General features: G+C 70.8%; 16 protein-coding genes. 7 read left to right on the top strand and 9 right to left on the bottom strand.

Going from position 1 to position 20,633, the window contains the following annotated elements; genetic code table 11:
* Window positions 1-193 precede the first annotated feature (193 nt).
* The 4 genes from ACFY3D_RS35105 to ACFY3D_RS35090 form a co-directional block, all read right to left on the bottom strand.
* The gene (locus tag ACFY3D_RS35105) at window positions 194-1,144 is read right to left on the bottom strand and encodes a tetratricopeptide repeat protein (RefSeq protein ID WP_389987895.1); all 951 of its coding nucleotides are present in this window, start codon (window positions 1,142-1,144) and stop codon (window positions 194-196) included.
* 161 nt (window positions 1,145-1,305) lie between these two features.
* On the bottom strand, window positions 1,306-2,721 hold the full coding sequence (locus ACFY3D_RS35100) for a hypothetical protein (RefSeq protein WP_389987892.1): 1,416 nt from the start codon (window positions 2,719-2,721) through the stop codon (window positions 1,306-1,308).
* Between the two features lie 251 nt (window positions 2,722-2,972).
* Window positions 2,973-3,113 (bottom strand): hypothetical protein, encoded by a 141-nt coding sequence (locus ACFY3D_RS35095; RefSeq protein ID WP_350946273.1) that lies wholly within the window; start codon window positions 3,111-3,113, stop codon window positions 2,973-2,975.
* Between the two features lie 197 nt (window positions 3,114-3,310).
* Window positions 3,311-6,070: an AAA family ATPase gene (locus tag ACFY3D_RS35090; RefSeq protein WP_389987889.1), complete on the bottom strand. Its 2,760-nt coding sequence runs from the start codon at window positions 6,068-6,070 to the stop codon at window positions 3,311-3,313.
* 1,310 nt (window positions 6,071-7,380) lie between these two features.
* Here ACFY3D_RS35090 and ACFY3D_RS35085 point away from each other — a divergent pair.
* The 4 genes from ACFY3D_RS35085 (at window position 7,381) to ACFY3D_RS35070 (ending at window position 11,537) form a co-directional block, all read left to right on the top strand.
* A complete protein-coding gene (locus ACFY3D_RS35085; protein ID WP_389987886.1) occupies window positions 7,381-7,929 on the top strand; it encodes a hypothetical protein in 549 nt (182 codons plus the stop codon).
* Window positions 7,930-8,546: 617 nt separating this feature from the next.
* On the top strand, window positions 8,547-9,536 hold the full coding sequence (locus tag ACFY3D_RS35080; protein WP_389987883.1) for an ABC transporter substrate-binding protein: 990 nt from the start codon (window positions 8,547-8,549) through the stop codon (window positions 9,534-9,536).
* Window positions 9,537-9,689: 153 nt separating this feature from the next.
* On the top strand, window positions 9,690-10,478 hold the full coding sequence (locus ACFY3D_RS35075; RefSeq protein ID WP_389987880.1) for a class I SAM-dependent methyltransferase: 789 nt from the start codon (window positions 9,690-9,692) through the stop codon (window positions 10,476-10,478).
* Between the two features lie 24 nt (window positions 10,479-10,502).
* Complete coding sequence (locus tag ACFY3D_RS35070; protein ID WP_389987877.1) at window positions 10,503-11,537, top strand: FecCD family ABC transporter permease; 1,035 nt, start codon at window positions 10,503-10,505, stop codon at window positions 11,535-11,537.
* 46 nt (window positions 11,538-11,583) lie between these two features.
* On the opposite strand, the gene ACFY3D_RS35065 is transcribed toward ACFY3D_RS35070, so the two are convergent.
* From ACFY3D_RS35065 to lgt, 3 genes are all read right to left on the bottom strand, one after another.
* Window positions 11,584-12,867 carry a histidinol-phosphate transaminase gene (locus tag ACFY3D_RS35065; protein WP_362901145.1) on the bottom strand — a complete coding sequence of 428 codons (1,284 nt, stop codon included), beginning with the start codon at window positions 12,865-12,867 and terminating at the stop codon, window positions 11,584-11,586.
* 161 nt (window positions 12,868-13,028) lie between these two features.
* On the bottom strand, window positions 13,029-13,484 hold the full coding sequence (locus tag ACFY3D_RS35060; RefSeq protein ID WP_362901147.1) for a GNAT family N-acetyltransferase: 456 nt from the start codon (window positions 13,482-13,484) through the stop codon (window positions 13,029-13,031).
* A 104-nt stretch (window positions 13,485-13,588) separates the two neighbouring features.
* The gene (lgt, locus tag ACFY3D_RS35055; protein ID WP_389987873.1) at window positions 13,589-14,389 is read right to left on the bottom strand and encodes a prolipoprotein diacylglyceryl transferase; all 801 of its coding nucleotides are present in this window, start codon (window positions 14,387-14,389) and stop codon (window positions 13,589-13,591) included.
* Window positions 14,390-14,501: 112 nt separating this feature from the next.
* Between lgt and ACFY3D_RS35050 the strand changes: the two genes are divergently transcribed.
* The gene (locus ACFY3D_RS35050) at window positions 14,502-15,641 is read left to right on the top strand and encodes a sensor histidine kinase (protein ID WP_389987870.1); all 1,140 of its coding nucleotides are present in this window, start codon (window positions 14,502-14,504) and stop codon (window positions 15,639-15,641) included.
* On the top strand, window positions 15,638-16,324 hold the full coding sequence (locus ACFY3D_RS35045) for a response regulator transcription factor (RefSeq protein WP_362901153.1): 687 nt from the start codon (window positions 15,638-15,640) through the stop codon (window positions 16,322-16,324). Before ACFY3D_RS35050 ends, ACFY3D_RS35045 begins: the two co-directional genes overlap by 4 nt.
* Here ACFY3D_RS35045 and ACFY3D_RS35040 read toward each other — a convergent pair.
* A complete protein-coding gene (locus ACFY3D_RS35040; RefSeq protein ID WP_389987868.1) occupies window positions 16,276-16,668 on the bottom strand; it encodes a PRC-barrel domain containing protein in 393 nt (130 codons plus the stop codon). The two genes, ACFY3D_RS35045 and ACFY3D_RS35040, sit on opposite strands and share 49 nt — an antisense overlap.
* Before the next feature lie 642 nt (window positions 16,669-17,310).
* Between ACFY3D_RS35040 and ACFY3D_RS35035 the strand changes: the two genes are divergently transcribed.
* Window positions 17,311-19,011, top strand: a complete 1,701-nt coding sequence (locus ACFY3D_RS35035) for a rhamnulokinase family protein (protein ID WP_389987865.1) — start codon at window positions 17,311-17,313, stop codon at window positions 19,009-19,011.
* On the opposite strand, the gene ACFY3D_RS35030 is transcribed toward ACFY3D_RS35035, so the two are convergent.
* On the bottom strand, window positions 18,898-20,616 hold the full coding sequence (locus ACFY3D_RS35030) for an IlvD/Edd family dehydratase (RefSeq protein WP_389987862.1): 1,719 nt from the start codon (window positions 20,614-20,616) through the stop codon (window positions 18,898-18,900). The genes ACFY3D_RS35035 and ACFY3D_RS35030 overlap by 114 nt on opposite strands.
* Between the last annotated feature and the right edge of the window lie 17 nt (window positions 20,617-20,633).

Genomic DNA, 20,633 nt, shown 5'->3' with positions numbered 1-20,633 from the left:
TGGGGGGTGGGGTCATGTGGGGGGGGGGGGTGACCCCCCCCCCCCCCCCCGCGGGGGGCCCCCCCCCCCCCCCCGCGCACCCCCGGCCCGCGCGAGTCCCCTCCTCCCCGCGCGGGACGCGAACCCCGTCCCCGCCACCGCGCTCCCCCTCCCCGAGGAAACCGGCCTCCGGTTCCGTACGGGAGGCGAAGGGTCAGACGCGGATGCTTCCCGCACGTTCCATCAGGGCGGCCAGACGGCCGGCCCGTTCGATGTCGCCGGCGTGCACGGAGGCGGCTCTGGCGATCTCCAGTGGTTCCATGGCCGCCGGGAGGCGGCCCGCGTCCATGAGAAGGTCCGCCCACTCCCCCGCCACGGCGGCGAGGTAGCCGTGGTCGGCGGCCTGGACGTCCTCCGACAGGGTGAGCCCGCGGCGGATCGTCACCGACTCCGCGTAGGCGGCGATGGCCTCCTCGCGTCTGCCCAGCGCGGCGAGCAGCCACCCGAGGCCGTGCAGCGCGGTGGCGAAGGCCACCGCGCCGGCGGACGGGTTCTCCGTGGCGAACCCGCGCCGGATGGAGACGGCTCTCGTGCTGTGGAGCACGGCCTCCTCCAGCCGCCCCAGCGACGCCGTCCGCTGGGCCAGGGTGTGCAGCGCCATGGCGAGACCGGGCTCGTGCGCGACCGGGTTCCGCGCGGCGAGATCCCGGTAGATGTCGACCGCCTCGCGGGCGGCGTCCAGGGCGGCCTCCGGCCTGCCGATGCGACCCAGGTCGCAGGCGAGGCCGTTCAGCGAACCCGCGAGGTGGGGCAGGTAGTCGCCGGGGCGCGCCCGCGCCAGCTCGCGCCTGACGGCAACCGCCTCGCAGCCCACCTCGACCGCCTCGTGCCTGCGGCCCAGCCTGACGTACCGGGTCGCCGCCCCGGCCAGGCACAGGGCCAGGTCGGGAAGGTAGGTGTCACGGTCGTCCGCGGCCAGCCGCCGGACGACCGTGAGGGCCTCCTCGCTCGCGGCGAGCGCCTCCCCGTGACGCCCCGCCGCTCCGAGCACGCTGGAGCGGCGGCTCAGCGACAGGGCCAGACGGTGCGCGCGCTCCGCGGACGCACCGCCGTCCTCCACCTTCACCACGGTCTCACCGGGGTGCTCCGGTCCGCGGACCGGCAAGGGGTGGCGTCCATCCCTTCTCCTTGAACTCGAACGGTGTCAACGGGATCCATCTCGCCTCCTTTCGCCGAACCGAGCCGTCGGCGACGATGACCAGATCTTCTGTTGTTTTGGAACGCTCCGATTTCGGAGGTGACGACTTCCCGAGGGGCTTCTCGCCCCTAGCCGAGACCTCGCGCGGAAACCCACCTCGTCCCGGTGGGAAACCCTCTGTCCCGGAAGTCGAGGAGGGCCCCGAGCCCCTTCTTCCCCGGAAGCGTCTCCGCCTCCCGCGGGCCGTCCGGCAGCACCTGCCAGACGGGGTCGCGCCGGAGGATCGGCCGCTCCCTTTCCGTCTCCCCCTCGGCGACCGGTGTCCAGAGCGTGCGGACGCCGTGCTCGTTGACGAGGCGCAGGCGGGTACGGCACCCGGGGCAGCGGATCCCTCCCGCGCCGAGGTCCTCGCGGCGGGCGGTGAAATAGCCGTACTGGTCCACCCCCCGCTCGTTCCACGACAGGTCCATGTGCCGGTCCCAGTCGACCTTCGCCGCACGCCTGCCCTTGGGAGCGCAGATCGAGCAGGGCACTCGCACCTCGTCCCAGAACCGTGAGGACGCCAGTTCGGGGTCGCGGTGGCCGACGTTCCTCACCATCCCGGTGACATCTCTCCCGCCGCCCTCGGGGGGTCTCCGGATCTGCGGGACGGTGGTGATCGGATCGGCGTGGTTGACGAGTCTGGCGAAGCGGTCGGCGTGAGCGTCGCTCAGCAGGGGGACGCCCAGGACGGCACGGGCGGTGAGGTGCTCCATCCGCCGGATGCCGCCCGAGGGGCGGGCGGCGTACGCGGAGGTGATCATGGGAGGTGTGGAGCCGCGCGGCAGCAGCCACAGCGTGGCCAGCAGCTCGCTCACCGTCCAGAACGACGCGAAGTAGTCCGGGGTGGGATGGACGATCGCCCTGCCCGTCGTGACGATCTCGTACATCAGCCGCGCCACGCCCTCCCACATCTGCTGCCGGGTGACCACCTCGGCCGGGTAGGAGTACTCGCGAGGCGACATCATCCGCACGGTGACCGAGTGGGCCTTCTCGAAGGTCTCGCGCCACTCCCCCGCCTCCCGCCGGCGCTCGCCGTGAAAACTGAGGAAGTAGTCGGCCGGCTCGTCGAACATCCAGTAGTGCGCCCGAGGTTCGGGCAGGCGTGGCGCGGGTGTCCTGACCGCGCCCAGCACGCGGCGCAGACGCCGCTCCAGCCACACGCCCAGCTCCGGGTTTTCCAGAACCTCACCGTGCACGGGGGCGTGGCTGGCGCGGGTCAGCACGTTGCGCGGCAGCGGGGTGCGACTGAGGACGATGCTGCCCGGGTCGAGTTTGGCGCGCATGTTGAAGGCCGCGTAGACGTCCTCCGGCCCCTCGACCGAACAGTCCCACACGACGAAGGTCGACGCCCGCTGCGCCGCGAGCGCGGTGATCTGGCCGGCGCCGGGAAGAGCGACCGCGAGGCGGATCCCCAGTCTCGCGCAGATCGGCCGTATCCAGTTGTCCAGCAGGTCGTGACCGTCGTCGGTCGGTGGCACGAAGGCCGTCATGGTGGCGTTCACGCGACCGCCCCGGCCGATCCCGCGCGACCGTTCCCCTCGGGACGCACGACCGGCACGTCCTGTACGTCGGGAAGTGCCCGCGGTACCGTCCCGGCCCGCGGCCGGCGGTGCGCCCGGCCCGGCTCGGGTCCGCGGCGCCGGTGTCCCGTTGTGAGGTGCGATGTGCTGCCCATCCGATGTTCTCCCCCTGGCGTGCACTCCATGGACGACGATCTCCAGCCCCGCGGGGGGCGCGGCATCCCCTCGTGCGGTCATCCGTCCAGGTGGGTTTCCAGGAGGGTGACCAACTCGATGACACCGTGGAAGGGGACGGGCTGCGCGGAGTCGTCGGACGCGACCGTCCCGGCGATGTGACCGGTGGCGGTCCTCTGGACGTCGATGGTCAACCGCATTCCGGCCTCCTTCTGCGGCACCGCTCTCCCGGCGCTCTGGCGGCGCCCACGGTAGTCGCCGGGAGAGCGGAAGGCGTCCAGGTACCACCCCTACGGATGGCACGATGGACCTTGACATGCCCGCTTCACCTGCACCGGCCCGGCCGCGCCGCCGGTATGCCGCTCCTGTGAGCCGGGTGTCCGGTCCCGGCCGCCGGTCAATCCCCGGGGTCGGACAGGACGGCGCGCAGCTCGATCCGGTTGGTCACGTTCAGCTTCGCGTAGATGCGGTTCAGCTGCGTCTCCACGGTGCTGATCGTCACCGAGCGCCGCTGCGCGATCTGACGGGTGGTCATGCCCTCGCAGACCATCGCCACGACCTCGCGCTCGGCACCGGTGAGGCTGCTGAAGGCGGCGTTGGGGCCGTCCACGGAGAGCCTGAGCTCCTCGGCCGTCTTCAGCGCGAGGGCGGCGTAGGCCGCGGCGCCGGTGCGGTTGAAGGCGACCAGTGCCCGCCGAAGCAGCCGTTCCGCCTCGGCGTGGCGCCCCCTGGCGTGCTGGGAGCGCGTCATCACCAGGTCGATCCTTCCCGCCTCGATCGGCAGGCCCACCTCGCGGGCGAGTGCGAGGGCCTCCTCGCACTCCCGTACGGCGCGCGTGTGGTCTCCCCTCGCCGCGGCGATCTGGCCCCTGACCCTCGCGATGGACATCAGGGTCGAGCGGCGCCCGCTGGAGGCGGCCCTGTCGGTGAAGACGTCCAGCGCGGCCTCGGCCTCCTCGACCCGGCCCAGCTGGGAGAGCGCGTCGGCGCAGACCGGGCCGAACAGGTGGGTTCCCGGCTCCAGGGAGTCGTAGTGCGCCTCGATGGCCTCGGCCGCGACGAGCAGCCGCTGGGTGTCCCCCTGGGCCTGGGCGATCGCCGCACGCGCGCCCGCCGCGTAGGCGAGGCTCACCCTGCTCTCGACGATCGGCGCCCACTCCGCGGCCTGGCGGGCGTGCTCGCGCGCCTGGTCCCACTCGCCCCTGGCCGCCTGGGGGAAACACGCCAGGGAGTGCAGGAGCGCGTAGTCCCAGACCCGCTCGTTCTCCTCGGCGTCGCCGACGGCGAGCCTGGTGAACTGGACGGCGTCGTCGAGCCTGCCCCGGCGGAACTCGACCTCGCCCAGGAAACCGAGTGCCTGGCCGACCCGCAGCGCCTCGCCGCGCGTGGCCCGTGCGACGCCGTCACGCAGGTCGGCGGACGCGCCCTCGAGGTCGTCGGTCCACAGCCGGATCATCCCGCGGGCCACCAGCCCGTCCAGCCCGGCCACCGACCCCGGCAGGTCGGCGTCCGTCAGGGATGCCAGCGCCTCCTCGGCCCGTCCGGCCAGGGTCCAGCCCAGGGACCGGGCGAACCAGGCGAACGCGCGCACCCATGGCTCGTGGCTGCCCGCCGCGACGGCGGCCGTACCGTACTCGACCATCTCGGGGTAGGAGATCTCGACCACCCCGATGATCGCGAGCTGGGCCGCGATGCGCGCCCGCAGGTCGGCGGGCGCGTGCGGGTTCTCCGCCCCGTCGCGCTCGGCGGCGCCCAGTGCCTGGACCAGCAGCAGCTTCGCCTCCGCGACGCGCCCGGAGATCAGTGCCTGGTAGCCGGCGACGTAGTCGCGCCAGGGACCCCGTGGCGCGGCGAGGACCTCACTCTCGTAGCGCCGGGCGACGGTGGCGTCGCCGGAGACCAGCAGGGTCTCCACGGCCGTCAGCAGGCGGGCGACCCTGTCCGGTCCCGGCGGTGTCAGTTCCACCGCGTGGCGGGCGTACACCGCGGCGAGGGGAAGCCTGCCCCGCGCCAGCAGGAACCGGGCCTCCTCCTGGGCCAGCTCGGCGAGCTCGCCGTCCGTACCGCCTCCGGACGCCGCGATCCCGTGCCACAGCGCGCCGGGGCCACCGAGCAGCGCGGCGCTGCGGTGCAGGACGCGGCGGCGCTCGATGCCGGAGTCGTAGTAGATGCCGTCCCAGACGAGCAGGGTGGTGAACGCGAACTCCTGCCCCGCCGTCCCGGGGATCTCCTTCACCAGCCCGGCGCCGACGGCCTCCGCGAGGGGGGTGGTGGCGTCGGCGACGCCGGCCAGGGCACGCAGGTCGGTCAGGCCGAAGCGGCGGCCGAGCACCGCCGCCGCACCGACGACCTCGCGGGTACGGCGGTCACACGACGCCAGCCTCGCCACGACGGCCTGCGTCATGCCCCGGGGGGCGGGCAACGGGCCGTTGCCGAAGTTGATCGAGTGCATCTCCACCTGGTCCAGCAGGAGGAGCGAGTGCAGCGCGTTGCCGTCGGTGTGCTCGTGCAGCCTTCTCGCGCCGGAGAGGGTGAGCCCGTCGTGGCCGGTCGCGACGGCGAGCCGCACCAGATCGTCGGCGGGGAGTCCATCGACCTGGAGCAGGCGCCCCTGCGGCGAGTCGAAGATGCGGGCCCAGCCCTCGTGGAGTTCCAGGCGGGGCGCGTCCGGCGCCGCTCCCGTCGCGTATCCCGGAGCCTGGTGGACGACCAGGAGCATGACCTGGGCGTTGCGCAGGCGCCGGGCGGCCAGGCGGAGCGCGGCCATCGACTGCCGGTCGCCGCAGTGCGCGTCGTCGACGACCACGATCAGCGCGTCGGCGGCGACGAGTTCCGCCGCGAGGGCCTGGCCGACGAAGGCGGCCTCGGCCTGGCCCGCCAGCGTCCTGGCGAGCACCGGGGTCGGCAGTTGCTCGGCGATCTGCTCCAGGACGCCCCACGGGTGGGCGAGCGCGTCCTCGTCACCGAAGGCGCGAACGGTCCGCACGCCGGGCACGGTACGCAGGAAGCGCTCGACCAGCTCGGTCTTGCCGATCCCGGACGCCCCCCGGACACCCACGATCCGCGCGTCACGACGTCCGGCATCCCTCCACGCCTCCCCGAGAAAGTCGAGTTCCCGCTTCCGGCCGATGAACAGCGGAGAGGTTCTGCCGTACAACGCAGCGCTCCCTTTTCACGATTCACATGTTCTTGACGGCGATTATGGATCAAGAATCAACCTGTCGGCACACATTTCATCTGAAGATTCCTCACGAAACGGATCCGGGAAAATTTCACGTCGCCCGCCCTCGCGGGCACGGAACGCCTTCGGACGCAGGCCGCGCCCTCCGGACACTCTGGATTCCATCGTCCGGCAGGTCCGCGACGCCCCTTCCCCTCGGCCCTCCCACGGCATTTTCCGAAATGGGAGCGGTCCATCTTCGACAAAGGTGCGGCAGCCTGCGGATACGGCCGACCGAAAGAGGAGGCGACCATTGATCGCCTCACCCGCGAGACGCATTCCACGATTCCCGCACCGAGTAAGTGTCTGATGACATAAAGTGATCAAAACCTCGCATGTCGCGCGAGACGTAACACTGCGCACCGAGTACGACTCTCCGGCCACGGCCACCCCCTTTTTTTCGGACGCCTGGAACGAAAGGTGAAGCAGGAGAGAGATCACCGACGGCGCGGGCGGTGCCCAGTGGACGACCTGCCACCCGGCGATCAGGCGCTGCCACAGGAACTCCCGCGAGTTCGCGCTGAGCCTGCTCCTGCACACCCTGACAGAAACGCCACACCGAGAGTAGTGAACCGCGTGGCGTTCCGTCGGGATTCCTGAAGTGTCGCCGGTAATTGAGATGTCTGGCCGGAGGCAGTGAGCGGGGGTGTGCCGATGAGCCTTGGTGTGGTGCGATCACCGGTGTGGTGCGATCACCGGCTACTCCCAGGCGTCTGATACTTCGCCGTGTCACTGTGGCGGCGGGTGGGATTGCGGATCACCGAGACGGTCAAGCTCGACATCCGAGACCGGCGCCCGGACCTCGGCGAGGCCGGCAAACTTCATATCCGATTCGGTAAGGGAAGTCGCGGGCCCAGGCCTCGGCTCGTCCCCGCCATCAACTCCGTGAACTCCCCTGCCGTGGATCGCTCCTTTTCATCGGGGCCCTTTTCCATCGCCTGGACGAAGACACCGAAGACCCGAGTGGCCGGGCACTATTCCGACTGTTGACAGGTGCCCGGACAGCAATCAAAGTATGCGTTTGTACCTCTCAATACAGCAGTCGTAAGCGGCGCCCGGCAGCGCGGCCATGTGGAAGAACCGGCCACACTCATGGACCGGTGTAAACTCAAGTCGCGTGGAGGTAAAGATTGGCCAGCACTCGAAGCAGAGCGCACGACCGGCGGGGAATGGCCGGAAGAATCAGCGGACGGCATAGAAGACTCACCGCGTTCACGGTGCTCACGGCCCTGATCTCAAGTCTAGGTGTGACCGTGACGCCGGGCACCGCACATGCCGACGGACCTGGTCCGCAGATTTCCTGCCCAACCGACCCCACCATCGTTTGGCAGCTGGCGTTCTACGGCCGCACCCCCTATTTAGCGGGGTACCGATACACCGCGATTTCCACTGCCTCGACGTTCAACGTGAGTGACGCCCGTGTCGTGGACAACGCCCTTGACACGCCGATCAATGCGACGTTCAGCTCATCGCAGTCACGGACCTGGCGGATCAGCGTCACAGTGGGCGCGACAGCCGAGCTGACCAAATATCTGCAGACCAATGTCAGCACGCAGATCGTGCAGGAACGGACCACCGCCATCGGTGTGAACGCCAGCCTCGTCGTCCCTCCGCACAGCAGAGTGACCGGGCAGTACGGCGTGCAGGCGTACGACGTGGTCTACGACGTCCAGACGGTGTTCTCCTGGCCGGCGGTCGTGGGACGACCACGCGAGAAGTGCTTCGACCGGGGCACCCAGCGAGGCACCACCAACGCTCCGACCGTCACCGAAGGCTGGCGCTTCACCGCGGGCTGACCGGAACCGGCGCAGAGGCAGCGGAGGTACCGAGACAATCGGGCCTCCGCATGCCGTTTTCGTAGCCACAGCTCAGCTAGGCGCCGCACTACTCGCATCCCTGCAGGAGCGCAGCCCCGGCCCGGCTGGGGTGATGAAGGTCGCGGCGATGGCGAGGTTCCGGCCGCCTCGGCGATAACCTGCTTGACCGCGAAAGAACGCCTCCTGTTCGCGAACTCAAGGCCTGACATGCCACTATCAGGGGTGTCTCACCTTGGGTTCCGCCCGATATCCCCTTCGGAATTCGCGAACTCTCGGGGAACGACTGTCCGGCGTGGCACTCAACGTCCGCCTGGAACGCCTGACAGGTGAAGGCCGGGACGGTCCGGCTGCTCGTCACGCCGGAACGGCTGTCCGAGAGCCCGTTTCACAACGGAAGCGCGCCACCGGTCGTCTCCTGACCACGTGGGAACCGACTCCCGGCGAGAACCAGCGGGCACTCCCGTTCGAGCCGGACCCGGACCTCGGTGTCGACGCCCGCTCGACAGCGGACCGCGGGAAGCACGAGCTCCCTCCCTCTCCCATCTCTCCCCGGTGCTGTACAGTCACCCATTATGAAAACCGTTCCCATTTTCATAATGGGCTCCCTCCTCCTCACCCTCGCCGCCTGCGGGAGCGCGAGCGGCACGTCCACCGGCGCCGTCGGCGAGGCCACGCCCGTCGTCACGGAGCTGACAAGCTGCGGACTGCCCCTCAAGGTGGCCGCGCCGCCGCGCCGGGCGGTCTCCATGGAGCAGAACGCGACAGAGATCATGCTGACGCTGGGACTCGCCGACCGGATGGCGGGCACGGCGTACCGGACGGACCCGGTGCTCACCGAGCTCAAGGCCGGCTACGACGGGGTCCCCGTCCTGGCCGCCCAATATCCCGGCAGGGAGGCCCTGCTGGCCGCCGGACCCGACTTCGTCTACTCGATGCGCGCCTCCGCCTACGCGCCGGACGCCGGTGGGACCAGGAAGGACCTGGCCGCCCTCGGGATACCGGCCTATCTCTCCTCCAACGACTGCGAGGATCCCGGCCTCATCCCCTCCTCCGTCACGTTCGACGCCATCTTCGGTGAGATCGACGACATCGCGAAGATCTTCGGTGTCCCGGAGCGCGGCGAGAACGTGGTGGCCGATCTGCGAAAGCGCCTCGACGCGGCCAAGACCACCGTCGGGACCGTGACGACCGGCACGAGTGCCGAACCGAACCTGATGTGGTACTACTCCGGGACGAAGACCCCGGCCATCGCGGGCCGTGGCGGGCTGCCCGACACCATCGGCACGTTCCTCGGCGTGGGAAACGCCTTCTCCGACATCACCCAGCAGTGGTCCGAGGGGAGCTGGGAGAAGATCGCCGAGCGCGACCCGGACGTGATCGTGCTGGCCGACCTCACCCGTGGCGGTGACGGCGACAGCGCCGAGGCCAAGATGGGCTTCCTACGCTCCGATCCCGTCGCCTCCCGGCTCACGGCGGTCAGGAAGAACCGTTTCATCGTCGTCCCCGGGTCGGCCATGGACCCCTCGATCAGGAGCGTCGGCGCCGTGGAACAGGTCGGCAGAGGCCTGCGGGACCTCTACGGCTGACCTCATTCCCCGACATACCTCGACGTTCCTGGAAATACCTCGAACCCGGCGCCTCGGAACCCCGCAGACCCCCACCCGGATCACGGACCGCGGAGCACCGACGCCCTTCGCGGACGCGCCGCCGCACGACCACCGAACTCCCCGGAGACCACGATGACCGCCCCCACAGATGTCCCCCCTCCCGCCTCCTCCTCCGTGACCTCGCGTGACCTGTTCTCCTCCTGGGAGGAACAGCAGTCCGCCTACGTGGCACACCGGGAGAACCGCTTCCAGGTGATGCTCGACGTGCTCGACCTGCACTGCCCCGGCGATCCCACCGTGCTCGACCTGGCCTGCGGGCCCGGCTCGATCACCGAACGCGTACTGAGCCGCTTTCCCCGGGCCCGCGCCGTCGCCGTCGACCACGACCCCGTACTGACACGGCTCGCGCGCTCGGTCCTGGCACGCCACGACGATCGTGCCACCGTGGTCGAGTGCGACCTGGCGCACGCGGGCTGGTCGTCCGCGCTGCCCGACCTGAGCTTCGACGCGGTGCTCAGCTCCACCGCGCTGCACTGGCTCTCCCCCGGGCAGCTGCTGGAGGTCTACACCGAGCTGGCGCGCCTGCTGCCGCCGGGTTCCGTACTCCTCAACGCCGACCACCTGCGCTTCGGCGACGATCATCCGGCGCTGCGGCGACTGTCGGCCTCCCATGACGCCGCCGTGCAGCGGGCGGCCTTCACCGACGGCGCCGCCACCTGGGAGCAGTGGTGGGCGACGGTGGCCCACCACCCCGAGCTCGCCCCCCTGCTCCCCGAACGCGAGCGGCGCTTCGCCGACCGCCCGCCGCAGCCTCCGGCCCCCCTGGAGTTCCACCTCGCGGCGCTGCGCACGGCGGGCTTCGCCGAGGTGGGAACCGTCTGGCAGTACCTGGACGACCACGTCGTCTTCGCCCGGCGATGACCCCCGACGCCCTCGATGACCTCGATGACCTCATCACGGGCCGGGCGACGACGTGCTCTCTCGGTGGGCGGCGCCGGGCTGGCACTGCTGCCGCTCTCGGTGGCCCTCGCGGTGACCGTCGGCGCCGCGGGCCTGTCGGTGGGCGACGTGTTCCAGAGCGTCGCCGCGCACCTCGGTCTGCCGCTGGAACCCCCGCCCCCGCTGCGGGACGCGATCGTCTGGGAGCTGCGCCTGCCCCGGGTGCTGCTCGCGACCCTGGTCGGGGGTGGCCTGGCCGTCTGCGGGGCGGTCCTGCAGACGTTGACCCGCAATCCGCTCGCCGACCCCTACCTGCTCGGCATCTCCTCCGGAGCGTCCACGGGAGCGGTCGCCGTCCTCATCCTCGGCCTGGGATCGGGGACCGCGGCGGCCCTGACGGCGGGCGCCTTCGCCGGCAGCCTGGCGGCCTTCTGCTGCGTGCTCATGCTCGTCGGCGCGACCTCGGGCGGCTCCCTGCGTGTCGTGCTGGCCGGGGTGGCGGTCTCGCAGCTGTTCAGCGCCCTGACCAGCCTGGTCGTCATCTGGGCCGGTGACGCGCAGAGCACTCGCGGCGTGACGTTCTGGCTGCTGGGATCCCTCGCCCCGGCGAGCTGGAGCACCGTCGTCCTCTGCGCGGCGGTGGCCGGGATCGGCCTGGCGGTGTGCTGGGCCGCCTCCCCCGCCCTGGACGCGCTGGCCTTCGGGCGCGACATCGCCGCCTCACTCGGCGTCGCTCCGGGCAGGACCCGGCTTCTCCTGCTCGTCACCACCGCGCTGAGCACCGCGGTCCTGGTCGCCGCGAGCGGCGCCATCGGGTTCGTGGGCCTGGTCGTCCCGCACGCCGTCCGCTTCCTGGTGGGCGTCCGCCACCGCGTGCTGCTACCGGCCTGCGCGCTGTACGGGGCGGTCTTCCTGCTGTGGGCCGACACCGCCGCGCGCACACTCTTCTCCCCGCGCGAGGTGCCCGTAGGGGTGCTCACCGCCCTGATCGGTGTCCCCGCGTTCGCGGTCATCATCCGCAGAAGGAGCATCCGATCGTGAGGAGCCGGAAACGCGACCGGAACCCCGGGCGGCCGGCGCGGGCGTCTCAGATGGAGGGTGGCAGGGCCGACGACAGCATGTCGAAGCGGCGGTCCCCCTCGTACAGGGGCGTCTGCGTGGAGGGGGACGCGGGCAGCGGGTCGTACAGGGGCGTGGGCGTCGGGATCGGGGTCGGTGCGGGAAGGGGCGGGGGTACGGGGCTCAGCGACCTGTTCCCGCTCTCGTACAGGACCGCGTACAACCCGCTGATCAGGCGCCGCACGTCCTGCTCGGGGCGGACCACCAGGCGGATGAACTGGCTGGTCATACCGAGCTTGTTGCCGCACTCGCGGACGAACAGGTTGTGCTCGTCGAGCAACTGGTCGCGCAGGGCGGCGCCGTCCCTGCCACCGGGGAGCCGTACCAGCAGGAAGTTGCCCTGGGAGGGGAAGACGGTGAGGCCGGGGACCCGGGTCAGCTGGTGGCGCATCGACTCGCGGTCCAGGGCGACCAGCCGCAGGCTGTCCAGATACTCGGACATGTACCGGCGGATCATGAAGACCACGGTCTCGGCGAAGGAGTTCAGGTTCCACCGGGGCAGGGCGCGCCGCACCCTGTCCGCCAGGGCGGGGTTCGCCACCATGTAGCCGAAGCGAATGCCGTGCAGCCCGAAGTTCTTACCGAGGCTCTTCAGCACGACCACGTTCGGCCGGATCGCCGCCTCGTTCGCGACGCTCGGATACGGCTCGGCGTCGACGAAGTCGATGAACGACTCGTCCACCACGACCAGGTCCAGGTCGACGAGCCTGTCGAGCAGGGCGATGACCTCGTGGCGGCGCAGGTAGCCACCGTCGGGGTTGTTCGGGTTGCAGATGACCGCCACCCGGGAGCCGCGATGCCTGACGAAGTTGACGAAGGCGTCCACGTCCAGCGCGAATCCCTGGTTCTCCGGCAGCGGATACATGTCCACGCGCTTGCCGGTCTCCATCGGCTGGTCGGTCCAGCGGCCGAAGGTGGGGATCGGCACCGCGAGGCTCTCCCTGACCAGCAGGTGGTCGATCCAGGTGATGAGTTCCGTCGACCCGTTGCCCATCACGACGGTCTGCGGGTTCAGGCCCAGCACCCCGCAGAGCTCGGCGGTGATCGTGTCGGCGTCGCTGGGATAGAACTTCAGGATCGTGGCGAGGTTGTGCTCCAGGACGCCGAAGGCCTCCGGGGTCGGGAAGTACGGATTGCAGGGGATACAGAAGTCGACCGGTTCCTCCCCCCGCTCCGGCGCGGCCCGGATGAGCGAGAAGTACGACGGGCTGTGCGCTGCACCGTGCGCTCGGCGGTGGGTGGAACCGGCCAACGGGGGCCTCCTGCTGACGGATGTTCACGCCTCTGACACCCCCAGCTACGCACCTGGATACCGGCTGGTTCAGCAGGGCGCCCCCGGGCTCGGGCGACTCCCGGGGATCCGGGGTCCACCGGCGGGAACGATCGATCACCGCGACCCGTGACCCGTGATTTTTACAGCCTCTTCGTCATGAACACGCTGTACGGGTCGTACTCGTAGTCCGCGAACGGCTCGCAGTACTCGAAGCCGAACTTCTCGTACAGCCTCCGGGCGGGCAGGAAGAACTCGCTCGCCCCGGTCTCAAGGCTCAGCCGGGTGAATCCCATGCGCCCGGCCTCGGCGATGATGTGCTCCAACAGCAGGGACGCCGTCCCGCTGCGCTTGCGCGCCGGCGCGGTGCGCATCGACTTCACCTCGGCGTGTCCCGCGTCCAGTCTCTTGATCGCGCCGCAGCCCACCAGGCTGTCACCGTCCATCACCGACCAGAAGGTGACCTCGGGCCGGCGAAGCCCGTCCAGATCGAGGGCGTGCTTGCTCTTCAGGGGGGTGACGGCTCGCATCTCCTGGACGTGCTCGTCGAGAAAACCGGCGATCTCCGGACCGGAGAGGTCGTCGAGGACAATCTTCATCAGCTTCCCTTTCCAGGGGTTCGGTTCCGCGGACGCCAGATCACATTCTGGGGTCTCCTGGAGCCGGCCCGGCCGGGAGCGGCCGCCGACGCATCGGCCACCTCCTACCGATCCGCCGGAGCGGTTTTTCCGGCGGCGACGAGGTACGCGACCGCGGCCGTGCAGACGAGCAGGGCGGTCCAGTTGTTGAGGCGCAGACCGAGGACGTGGGGGGCGGGATCGATGCGGAGCCACTCGATCCAGGCGCGACCCGCGCTGTAGGCGGCGGCGTAGAGCGCGAACGTCCGGCCGCGGTCGAGCCGGAACCGTCGTTCGGCCCAGATGACGAACCCGGCCACGCCCAGGTTCCACAGCGACTCGTAAAGGAAGGTCGGGTGGTAGGTGGCGGTGGACTCCATACCGGGTGGCCGATGGGCGGGGTCGATCTCCAGGGCCCAGGGCAGGGTCGTCGGCCCGCCGTACAACTCCTGGTTGAACCAGTTGCCCCATCGGGCGATCGCCTGCCCGAGCGCGATCCCGGGCGCGACGGCGTCGGCGAAGTCGCGCAGCGCGATGCCGCGCCGGCGGCAGGCGAGCCACGCGCCCACCGCGCCGCCCGCGACGGCGCCCCAGATGCTGATCCCGCCCTCCCAGATCGCGAACGCGCGCAGCGGGTCGTCGCCCGGGCCGAAGTACTGCTGCCAGTCGGTGGCCACGTGGTAGATCCGGGCGCCGACCAGGCCGAGCGGCACGGCCCAGATCGCGATGTCCTCGACCACGCCGGGATCGCCGCCGCGAGCGACCCAGCGGCGCCGGGTCACCCAGATGCCGACGAGGACGGCGAGCAGCATCAGCAGGGCGTAGGCGCGGATCGGGAACGGGCCGAGGTGCCAGACGGCTTGGGTCGGGCTGGGGATGGCGGTCACGGCGTCGAGTCTGGTTCAGCCGGGGCGGCGCCCGCATCGATCGCAACGCCGATCATGTGATCAGTCGACCGGTTGATGCCGAACGGACGGGAGGTTGATTATCGTCGGCGGTGTGGAGTCCTGGGAGCGGTCGCGGCGCCGGTGGCAGCACGCCTTCTTCGCCTCATGGCTGGTGCTCACCTCGGCCGGCCCGCTGACGGAGGTGGGCCGGGTGCTCCCGGTGGTGCTGGTGGCCGGGCTGGCCGCCTGGTACGCGGTGTGGTTCGTGCTGCGCACGCCGCCCCCGGACGACGTGCCCACGCCGTACGTGCTCGGCGGTGGACTGCTCTGGCTGGGGCTGTTCGCGATCGACTCCTCCTTCCTGGTGGTCGCGTTGAGCGTCCTCGTGCCGTACTGCATGGACGCCGTGCGGGTCGGGCTGGTCGCGGTGGTGTCGTGCGCCGGGGGCTGGCTGTGGCATCGTTTCCACGCGACCGGGTCGATCACCTGGGCCGAGATCGTCATCGCCGCGCTGATCGCGACCAGCGCGGCCGCCGCGGTCGGGTACTTCGGCTCGGTGTCCCGGCAGAGCGCCGAACGCAAGCGGCTCCTCGACCGGCTGCAGGTCGCCCAGGAGGCGCGGGCGGCGGCCGAACGGCAGGCGGGCGTGGCGGCCGAACGGCAACGGCTCGCCCGTGACATCCACGACAGCCTGACCCAGGGGTTCGCCAGCGTGACGATGTTGCTCGAGGCGGCCCAGGAGACCCTGCCGGACAACAGGCACCTGACCCAGGCGCTGCGGGTGGCACGGGAGAATCTGGCGGAAAGCCGCAGGGTGGTGAGAGCACTGCGCCCCGGCCAGCTCGACGGGTGCGGCCTGCCGGAGGCCCTGCGGCGGCTGTCGGGCAGGCTGTCGGACGAGACCGGCGTCGACGCGCACACCGTGATCACCGGCAGGCTCCGGCCGCTCGAGGCACGGGTCCAGGCGGAGCTGCTGCGCGTGGCGCAGGAGGCGGTCGCCAACGTTCGCCGCCATGCCCGCGCCGAGCGGGTCACGCTGACCCTGTCGTACATGGAGGACCTGGTGGTGCTTGACGTCCACGACGACGGCGACGGTTTCGATCCCGGCAGGGCCGCCTCGGGACACGGCCTTTCGATCATGCGGGAGAGGATGGAGCAACTCGGCGGCACGCTGCTCGTGGAAAGTGCCCCGGGGGCGGGCGCCACGGTGGTGGCCAGCCTTTCCCCGGTGGCGCTGAGCGGGTCGCGATGACCGTCCGGGTCCTGATCGCCGACGACCACCCGTTGGTCCGCGACGGCATCCGGGCTGTCCTGGGCACCCAGGACGATCTGGAGGTGGTCGGTGAGGCGGTCTCCGGCACGGACGCGGTGCGGCTGGCGCGCGACCTGAGGCCCGACGTCACCCTGATGGACCTGCAGCTGCCCGGGATCGACGGCGCGACCGCGATCGGCAGGATCCGCGAGGACGACCCGGGAGCCAAGGTGATCGTCTTGACCGCCTACGACACCGACGGCGACATCTCCCGTGCCATCGACGCGGGAGCCATCGGCTATCTCCTCAAGGACGTCGGCCGCGAGCAGCTGTTCGACGCGATCCGGGTGGCGGCGCGGGGGGAGAGCGCCCTGTCGCCGACGATCGCGAGCCGGGTGCTGTCGTGGGCGCGGGCCGACGCCCCCGATGCTCTCAGTGGCCGGGAGGCCGAGGTCCTCGGTGCGGTCGCCCAGGGGATGAGCAACAAGGCCATCGCCGCCCACCTGTGCATCAGCGAGGCCACGGTCAAGACCCACCTGCTGCACATCTTCGCCAAGCTCGGCGTGGACGACCGCACCGCCGCGGTGACGGTCGCCGCCTCCCGCGGCATCATCCGGCTGGACGGCCGGCCGCTTCAGCCGAGATCGGCGGTGAGCCGCTCGCGCGGCGGGGCGGACGCGTAGTGGCCGCCCGACTCCTGGCGGTGGACGCTCTGCCGGTAGGTCGCCGGGTCGTACTCCGGCGCGTCCTGGATCTCCTGCTTGGTCTGCGAGATGTGCACCTTGCGCTCGTCCTTGTCGATCCTGGTCACCGTGCTGGCCGGGAGCACGACCTTCCTGCCCGAGAGCCAGGAGCCGACGTCGGCCACGATGTAGCTGTCATCGGTCATGTTGCTCTCCTCCTCCACTCGGCCGACCTTGCCGTCGACGGCCTCCACGTCGAAGCCGATGACGCTCATCGTCTCGTCCATCGTCTCGTCCGGACCGTAGACGCCCTCGCGATAGCTCCACAGACCTTCGCTCGTCATGTGCGGGCTCTCTCCTTGTCACGATGTGTGTGGCCCCCCGACTACCCCTCGCGGCCGAGATAAACGGTGCGGCGGATGGCCGTCCTCCGCCGGCTGTCAATCGTGCCTGGTCGCCTCGGTCCGGAAATCCAGGATGTCTTTACCGATGCTGGTAAATCGCAGGAATTATGTGCCTTTGCCGTCGTCTCGGAGGCCCATGTGGGCGCCACGACTCCGTGCGGGAAAGGGGGTGAGGACAATGCCTCGGACGGTATGCCGAATGGCCGCCCATATAAGGGGGGAGGTCCGTGGTTCACGGATCGGACAGGGACCGGACGAGGATCAGATGGAGATCACCGTCATGTCGCGTAAACGTCGCGACATCGTCACTGTGGCTCTCACCGGGCCCTCACCGTGGCCGGACCCGCCGCCACCGCCGCCTTCGCCCAAACCGGTCGAGATCGGACCAGACGGGAATGGTGCCGGTACGCGCCCGAGCGGTGGGGACCGCTTGACCACACCGGGTGAAACCGTCAAGGAAGGGTTCCAGGAAAGGCCCATGCGGCCGGCCCCGGAGAGAAAGACGACCCTGTGAGCTGCCTCACCTACCGTTTCTGATATATCTTCCGTATCAGTAAAGTCTCTCCGGTTATCCTTGCACCCGTGCCCGTCTACGTGGCCGTGGATCTCGGACCTGAGAACGGCCGGGTATTGACCGGCGAATTCGATGGTGAACGGCTCTCGGTGCGTGAAGTGCACCGTTTCGCCAACCGGCCCGTCCGCGTTCTCGACGGCCTGTACTGGGACGTGCTCGGGCTTCTCACCCAGGCTCGCGGGGGCATCGCGCTGGCCGCCGCCCGCGACCGCCTCACCAGCGTGGGCGTGACCGCCTGGGGTGGCGACTTCGCGCTCCTCGACCGCGACGGGCGACTGCTGGCCAACCCCCGTCACCACCGCGACCCCTACACCTCCGGGCTGGCGGGACTCGTCTCCTGGCAGGACCACTACGAGCTGACCGGTGTCCATCCGGGCCCCGGCACCACGGCCTGCCAGCTGCTGGCGCATGCCGGTTCCCCGCTCCTGGACGCGGCCGACCACCTGGCGATGATGCCGGACCTGTTCACGCTCTGGCTGAGCGGCGAGATGCTCAGCGAGCGGACGATCGCGAGCACCAGCCAGCTGCTGGACGTCAGGACCGGCCGCTGGGCGAACAGCATCGTCACCCGCCTGGGCCTGCCCCGTCACCTGCTCGCCGACCGGCTCACCGAGCCCGGTACGGTCGTCGGCCCGCTGAGCGGCGAGAGCGGGGGAAACGGTGGGAGCGGCAGGAGGGGCGGCGACCGGAACGGGAGAGGCCGTGCCACGCCCATGGTCGTCGCGGTTGCGGGCCACGACGCCGCCTCCGTGGCGGCGGCGCTTCCCGTCTCATCCGGATCGGTGGGCTATGTCTCTTTCGGCCCTCGCTCGCTGGCGGGGCTGGAGCTCGACGCGCCGGTCACGAGCCGGGAGGCGAGGCTGGCGGGCTTCACCAACGAGGGCGGCGTCATGGGGGCCGTGCGCTTCACCCGGACCCTCAACGGCCTGCTGCTGCTCCAGGAGTGCCGCAGGGCCTGGGGGGTGCGCACCTCGTACGCGGATCTGGTCGCCGAGGCCGCGGCGGCCCCCGCCTTCGGCCCCCTGATCGACCCCGGCCATCCGTGGTTCCTCGAACCCGGTGACATGCCGGCCAGGATCGGGGCCTACTGCCGTTCGACCGGCCAGGCGCCGCCCGCCGGCCGCGCGCAGACGGTGCGCTGCGTCCTGGAGAGCCTCGCCTGCTCCTACCGGTGGGCGTTGGAGCAGGCCGAGTTCCTCAGCGACCGGCGGGTGGAGGCCGTGCACCTGGTGGGGAGCGCGGCCTCCAGCGACACTCTGTGCCGGCTCGTCGCCGACTTCGCCGGACGACCGGTGCTCGCGGGCCCCGTGGAGGCGACCGCCGTGGGCAACCTGCTGGTCCAGGCGATGGCCGAGGGCCGCATCGGCTCCCTCACCGAGTTGCGCGAGGTGGTCCGCCGCTCGTTCAGGCCCCGGCCGTTCTCTCCCTCAGGGCAGCGGGAACCGTACGAGATCGCCTACTCCCGCTACCGGCGGCTGACGGGGACCGAGGGAGGCTGGAACGGCACGGAGCACGGGCCGGTCGCCGGGTACCGGATGCGCCCGGCCCGTCACGCGGCGTCGGCGCCGCCGGTGACGGCACCGGCGGCACCGGCGTCAATGGGACTCGCGGGCGACCGCGTGACCGCTGGAGCCGATGAGGAAGTCGAGATCGGCTCCCCGGTTGGCCTGCATCACGTGGTCGACGTAGAGGCGTTCCCAGCCCCGTGAGGGCGCGGCGAACGCCTCCCGCATGGTCTCCGAGGGCAGACGCCTGGCCAGTTCCTCCGGCGGGATGTCGATGTCCAGGCGCCTGGCCTCGACGTCCAGGACGATCGGGTCACCGGTCCGCACCAGGCCGAGCGGGCCGCCCGCCGCGGCCTCGGGCGCCACGTGCAGGACCACTGTCCCGTACGCCGTGCCGCTCATCCTGCCGTCGCAGATCCGCACCATGTCACGCACCCCGCTCTCCAGGAGCTTGGCCGGCAGGGGCAGGTTCGCCACCTCAGGCATCCCCGGGTAGCCCTTGGGTCCGCACCCGCGCAGCACGAGCACCGTGGAGGGGTCCACGTCGAGATCGGGATCGTCGATCCGCGCGTGCATGTCCTCGACGCTGTCGAAGACCAGGGCACGGCCCCGGTGGCGCATCAGCTCGGGCGAGGCCGCCGCGGGCTTGATGACGGCGCCGGACGGCGCCAGGTCGCCGTACAGGACGGCGATGCCCGCGGCCTCCTGCAGCGGCCGGTCACGCGGGCGGATGACGGTCTCGTCCCAGATCCGCGCCTCGTCCAGGTGATCGGCGAGCGGCCTGCCCGTCACCGTCAGCGCCTCGGGGTCCAGCAGGTCGCGCACCTCGCGCAGCACGGCCAGCAGCCCGCCCGCGCGGTGGAGGTCCTCCATCAGGTGCCGGCCCGCCGGCTGCAGGTCGGCCAGGAGCGGCACCCCGGCGCCGACGCGGTCGAAGTCGTCGAGGGAGAGCTCGACGCCGAGCCGGCCCGCGATGGCCAGCAGGTGCACCACCGCGTTGGTGGATCCGCCGACGGCGGCCAGCGCCACGATCGCGTTGAGGAACGATCCCCTGGTGAGCAGGGCGCTGGGACGCAGGTCCCGCTCGACGAGCTCGACGGCGAGCCGCCCGGTCTCATGAGCGCCCTCCAGCAGACGGCTGTCGGGGGCGGGCGTGCCCGCGATGCCGGGGATGGTGGTGCCGAGCGCCTCGGCGACGCAGGCCATCGTGGAGGCGGTTCCCATGGTGTTGCAGTGGCCCCTGCTGCGGATCATCGACGACTCCGAGCGCAGGAACGCCTGCTCGCTCAGGGTGCCCGCGCGGACCTCCTCGCTGAGCTTCCACACGTCCGTGCCGCAGCCCAGTGGTGCGCCGCGGAAGGTGCCGGTGAGCATGGGCCCGCCGGGGAGCACCACCGCGGGCAGGTCGACCGAGGCCGCGGCCATCAGCAGGGACGGGATGCTCTTGTCGCAGCCGCCCAGCAGCACCACACCGTCGATCGGGTTGGCCCGCAGCATCTCCTCGATCGCCATCGCGGCCATGTTGCGCCACAGCATCGCGGTGGGCCTCACCAGCGTCTCACCCAGCGAGACGACCGGCAGGTTCATCGGGACGCCGCCGGCCTCCCAGACGCCCCGTTTGACGCCCTCGGCCACCTCGTCGAAATGGGAGTTGCACGGTGTGAGGTCGGAGGCGGTGTTGGCGATGGCGATGTGCGGACGGCCGTCGAAGGCGTGCGAGGGCAACCCCCGCCGCATCCAGGCCCGATGGATGTAGGCGTTGCGATCGTTTCCCGCGTACCACTGCGAGCTACGTCGTTCCGCCGTCACGTTTTCAGCCCCATTTG

The organism is Streptosporangium sp. NPDC000509 (genome assembly GCF_042898365.1).
In the GTDB taxonomy this organism is placed as follows: Bacteria; Actinomycetota; Actinomycetes; order Streptosporangiales; family Streptosporangiaceae; genus Streptosporangium.
The sequence above is the reverse complement of the archived record's forward strand: the minus strand, read 5'-3'. Positions and strand labels throughout refer to the sequence as shown.

Excerpts from the sequence above, each read along its gene's own strand:
- ACFY3D_RS35095 (WP_350946273.1), bottom strand. The coding sequence starts at position 3,113 with ATGCGGTTGACCATCGACGTCCAGAGGACCGCCACCGGTCACATCGCC.
- ACFY3D_RS35080 (WP_389987883.1), top strand. The coding sequence starts at position 8,547 with ATGGGCTCCCTCCTCCTCACCCTCGCCGCCTGCGGGAGCGCGAGCGGC.
- ACFY3D_RS35075 (WP_389987880.1), top strand. The coding sequence starts at position 9,690 with ATGACCGCCCCCACAGATGTCCCCCCTCCCGCCTCCTCCTCCGTGACC.
- ACFY3D_RS35070 (WP_389987877.1), top strand. The coding sequence starts at position 10,503 with ATGACCTCATCACGGGCCGGGCGACGACGTGCTCTCTCGGTGGGCGGC.
- ACFY3D_RS35060 (WP_362901147.1), bottom strand. The coding sequence starts at position 13,484 with ATGAAGATTGTCCTCGACGACCTCTCCGGTCCGGAGATCGCCGGTTTT.
- ACFY3D_RS35045 (WP_362901153.1), top strand. The coding sequence starts at position 15,638 with ATGACCGTCCGGGTCCTGATCGCCGACGACCACCCGTTGGTCCGCGAC.
- ACFY3D_RS35040 (WP_389987868.1), bottom strand. The coding sequence starts at position 16,668 with ATGACGAGCGAAGGTCTGTGGAGCTATCGCGAGGGCGTCTACGGTCCG.